Source organism: Pseudomonas sp. P5_B2 (assembly GCF_056400445.1).
Genome location: NZ_JBFULH010000315.1, coordinates 1 through 4,816 on the forward strand (window position 1 = coordinate 1; position 4,816 = coordinate 4,816).

At 59.2% G+C, this 4,816-nt stretch carries 2 protein-coding genes; one reads left to right on the forward strand and one right to left on the reverse strand.

Going from position 1 to position 4,816, the window contains the following annotated elements:
• Positions 1–2,868, reverse strand: a 2,868-nt coding sequence (gene mfd / locus AC1DRJ_RS19275) for a transcription-repair coupling factor (RefSeq protein WP_477803551.1), incomplete at its 3' end; no start/stop codon positions are given.
• A gap of 363 nt (positions 2,869–3,231) precedes the next feature.
• Between mfd and AC1DRJ_RS19280 the strand changes: the two genes are divergently transcribed.
• A complete protein-coding gene (locus tag AC1DRJ_RS19280; protein ID WP_007943658.1) occupies positions 3,232–4,695 on the forward strand; it encodes a glyceraldehyde-3-phosphate dehydrogenase in 1,464 nt (487 codons plus the stop codon).
• Positions 4,696–4,816 lie beyond the last annotated feature (121 nt).

The following is a 4,816-nucleotide window of genomic DNA, read 5'->3' on the forward strand; positions in this document are numbered from 1 at the left end:
GCCACGGATTTCCAAGTCGTTGGTGGCCAGCACGAAGCCTGCGCCGAGGTCCTGGGTATTGGCGATCGCTTCAAGACGCTTTTCTGCGTCGGGAGTGATTTGCTGGCGCGGCGGTGTCAGCAGGTAAGCATACGCCTGGTGGTGACTGCGACCGACGCGGCCACGCAATTGGTGCAACTGCGCCAGGCCGAACTTGTCGGCACGTTCGATGATGATGGTGTTAGCGCTCGGCACGTCGATGCCGGTCTCGATGATGGTCGAGGCGATCAGCACGTTAAAACGCTTGTGATAGAAATCGCTCATCACCTGTTCGAGGTCACGCTCGCGCATCTGCCCATGGCCGATGCCGATCCGTGCTTCCGGCACCAGTTCGGCGAGGTCGGCGGCGCATTTCTCGATGGTTTTCACGTCGTTGTGCAGGTAGTAAACCTGACCGCCACGCAGCAACTCACGGAGCAGCGCCTCTTTGACCGTGCTCTTGTTCTGCTCCATGACGAAAGTCCGCACGGATAGGCGACGGGCCGGCGGGGTAGCGATGATCGACAGGTCGCGCATGCCTGACACCGCCATGTTCAGCGTGCGCGGAATCGGCGTAGCGGTCAGGGTGAGAATGTCGACCTCGCTGCGCAGGGCCTTGAGCTGTTCCTTCTGACGCACACCAAAGCGGTGTTCTTCGTCGATGATCACCAGCCCGAGGTTTTTGATCTTCACGTCATCTTGCAGCAACTTGTGCGTGCCGATGACGATGTCGATCTTGCCTTCGGCGAGGTCCGCGACGGCGGCGTTCACTTCCTTGGTCGACTTGAAGCGGCTCATCACTTCCACGGTCACTGGCCAATCGGCAAAGCGGTCGCGGAAGCTGTTGTAATGCTGTTGGGCGAGCAAGGTGGTCGGCACCAGAATCGCTACCTGCCGTCCGCCATGCACTGCGATAAAGGCCGCGCGCATCGCCACTTCGGTCTTGCCGAAACCGACGTCGCCGCAGACCAGTCGGTCCATCGGCTTCGGCGCGAGCATGTCGGCGCGTACCGCATCGATGGTGGTTTGCTGGTCCGGGGTTTCTTCGAACGGGAAGCCAGCGCTGAACGTCGCATAGTCGGCTTTCGGGTCTTCGAAGGCATAGCCTTCGCGGGCGGCGCGACGGGCGTAGATGTCGAGCAACTCGGCGGCCACATCGCGCACCTGTTCGGCGGCTTTGCGTTTGGCTTTTTGCCAGGTTTCGGAACCGAGGCGGTGCAGCGGGGCCAAGGCATCGTCGCTGCCGGTGTAACGCGCGATCAGGTGCAGGTTGGCCACTGGCACGTACAGCTTGGCGCCTTCGGCGTATTGCAATGTGAGGAACTCGGCGGCTTGATCGTCGATTTCCAGTGTTGCCAGGCCGAGGTAACGACCGACACCGTGATCGATGTGCACCACCGGCGCGCCTTCGCGCAGTTCGGTGAGGTTCTTGATCACTGCATCGTTGTTGGCGTCTGTGCGTTTTTCGCGGCGACGGCGTTGCATCACGCGTTGACCGAACAGCGGGCTTTCGGCCACCAGCGCCAGGGCCGGATTGTCGAGCACCAGGCCTTCGTCAAGCGGGGCGATGGTGATCGCCAGGCGCTCCTTGCTCGCCACGAAGTCTGGCCAGCTGTCGACGGTTTTCGGTCGCAGCTTCAGGCGTTCAAGCAACTCCAGCAGCACTTCGCGACGGCCCGCCGACTCGGCGGTGAACAGCACGCGACCGGGAAATTCGTCGAGGAAACCAGCCAGCGCCGCCAGTGGCTGAGTGGCCTTGGCTTCGATGGCCAGGTTCGGCAGTTCCCGCGCCGGGAAGCGTTCGCGGCCGACACCGGTTTCCACGTCCTGTTGGCTGGCCACCACGCGCGGCCAGCTCTTCAGGCGGGCAAAGCAATCTTCCACCGGCAGGAACAATTCGGCCGGCGGCAATAAAGGACGGGACGGGTCGACGCGGCGCTCTTCATAGCGGTTGCGCACGTCGTTCCAGAAATTCTCCGCCGCCTGTTCGATGCCCGGCAGGGAAAACACTTGTGTGTCCTGCGGCAGGTAATCGAATAGCGTGGAGGTTTCGTCGAAGAACAGCGGCAGGTAGTACTCGATACCGGCCGGGGTAATCCCGCTGCTCAGATCCTGAAAGATCGGACAGCGGCGGAAGTCGACATCAAAGCGCTCACGGAAGCGTGCCTTGAAGCGGGTGACCGCGTCTTTTTGCAGCGGGAATTCCCGCGCGGGCAGCAAGCGGACGGTGTCGACTTTATCAATAGAGCGCTGGTTTTCCGGATCGAATGTACGAAGGGTCTCGATTTCGTCATCGAACAAGTCGATGCGGAACGGTAGTTCGCTGCCCATCGGGAACAGATCGATCAGCGAACCGCGAACAGTAAACTCGCCATGCTCGTACACCGTGTCGACGTAGCGATAACCGCTGGCTTCGAGCCGGGTGCGCATTTGTTCAACGTCGAGCTTCTGGCCAACGTCCAGCACCAGGCTGCTACCCAGCAGGAATTTGGTTGGGGCGAGGCGATGCAGGGCTGTGGTGATCGGCACCACCAGAACGCCATGACTCAGCTCCGGCAACCTGTAAAGGGCGGCGATGCGCTGGGAAATTATGTCCTGGTGCGGCGAAAACAGATCGTAGGGCAGGGTTTCCCAGTCCGGGAAATGCAATACGGGCAAATCCGGGGCGAAGAAGCTCAGCTCCTGTTCCAGCCGTTCGGCACTTTGGCTGTCGGCGGTCAGCAGCTGGGTAAAGCGTTTGGCAGCGCTGGCAGCCTCGGCGATGGCCAGGCTGAGGGCGGCACCGGGCAGGTTGCCCCAGTGCTGTTTACCTGCCGCGGCAGGGAGAAGCGGTAGACGCAGAACGGGCACGGAAGGTTGAGCTCCAAGCGTTGCGACAAAGTCGGTAATTGTAGCGGTCCCGGGTGCCGCCTGTCAGTTGCAGACTGTGTCTATTACGCAGGTTTGGCGAAATGTAGTGGTAAAGACAAAATCCACCGGTTTTTTACTGAAAATTGCTGAATATGTAGTGGCAAAACCAACTGGTGTTTCGGAGGGTTACGGACAAGGTAGCGTTATCTCCAAAAAATTGACTGCGCTGCAAGCCCCGGTTTTATTGGGCTTTAGCGGGGCGTAATTTTTTTGAACAGGAAATTCTTACAGATCGCACGACAAGCGCGCATTGCTACGGGAGGGAGTCGGCGGCATAATGTAGCCCCTTTTTTCTGCCCCTACATGTGGAAGGTTCCCGTGACTCAGAAGCCCGACCAGTGTCTTGGTGAATGGATCGACCGTGAAGCACTCGCAGAAGCGATGATTCCGCTTATCGGTCAGCTCTACCGCAATAACAACGTGGTGAGCTCGATCTATGGCCGCAGCCTGATCAACCGTTCAGTCATTGCGATTCTCAAAGCTCACCGCTTTGCTCGTCATCGTCAGTCCGATGACACTGAATTGTCCGTCCACGAAACATTCCCGCTGCTCAAAGCGATGAGCGAGCTCAAGCTCGGCGCCGCTTCGGTAGACCTGGGCAAGCTTGCGGTCAAGTTCAAGGCCGAAGGCAAAGGTCGTACTGCCGAGCAGTTCGTCCGTGAAGAACTGGCTGATGTGGTTGGTCAGCAGAACGTTGCCGCTCGTAAAGGCACTGACGTTGTCCTGTACGGCTTCGGTCGTATCGGCCGTCTGCTGGCGCGTATCCTGATCGAGAAAACCGGTGGTGGCGACGGCCTGCGTCTGCGCGCCATCGTTGTCCGCAAGGGCGCCGAAAACGATCTGGTCAAGCGTGCAAGCCTGCTGCGTCGTGACTCGGTTCATGGTCCGTTCGATGGCACCATCACCATTGATGAAGCCAACAGCACCATCACCGCCAACGGCAACCTGATCCAGGTTATCTACGCGAAAAACCCGACTGAGGTGGATTACACCCAGTACGGCATCAAAGACGCGCTGCTGGTGGACAACACCGGTGTATGGCGTGACGCTGATGGCCTGGGTCAACACCTGGCTTGCCCGGGTATCGACCGCGTTGTTCTGACTGCGCCGGGTAAAGGCAAGCTGAAGAACATCGTTCACGGCATCAACCACGGTGAAATCACCGCTGACGACAAGATTGTTTCCGCCGCTTCCTGCACCACCAACGCCATCGTGCCGGTGCTGAAAGCTGTGAACGACAAGTTCGGCATCATTAATGGTCACGTTGAAACCGTTCACTCGTACACCAACGACCAGAACCTGATCGACAACTTCCACAAAGGCGATCGCCGTGGCCGTAGCGCCGCGCTGAACATGGTAATCACCGAGACCGGTGCTGCCACTGCTGCTGCCAAGGCACTGCCTGAGCTGGCCGGCAAGTTGACCGGTAACGCGATCCGCGTTCCGACGCCAAACGTGTCGATGGCCATTCTCAACCTGAACCTTGAGAAAGCCGCCACCCGCGAAGAGATGAACGAGTACCTGCGCTACATGGCTCTGCACTCCGATCTGCATAAGCAAATCGACTACGTCAACTCGCAGGAAGTGGTTTCCACCGACTTCGTTGGCTCGCGCCACGCAGGCGTTGTGGACGCTGAAGCGACCATCAGCCAAGACAACCGCGTTGTTCTGTACGTTTGGTACGACAACGAATTCGGTTACAGCTGCCAGGTAGTACGCGTGATGGAAGACATGGCCGGTGTAAACCCGCCAGCTTTCCCGCGCTAAGCGTTAGCGACACATGAAAACGCCCCGACTCAGGTCGGGGCGTTTTTTTTTATGCGGTGATCGTTCCCATGCTCYGCGTGGGAATGCCTCAATGGACGCTCCGCGTCCGCTCTTCGGCAAG

Excerpts from the sequence above, each read along its gene's own strand:
- AC1DRJ_RS19280 (WP_007943658.1), top strand. The coding sequence starts at position 3,232 with ATGTGGAAGGTTCCCGTGACTCAGAAGCCCGACCAGTGTCTTGGTGAA.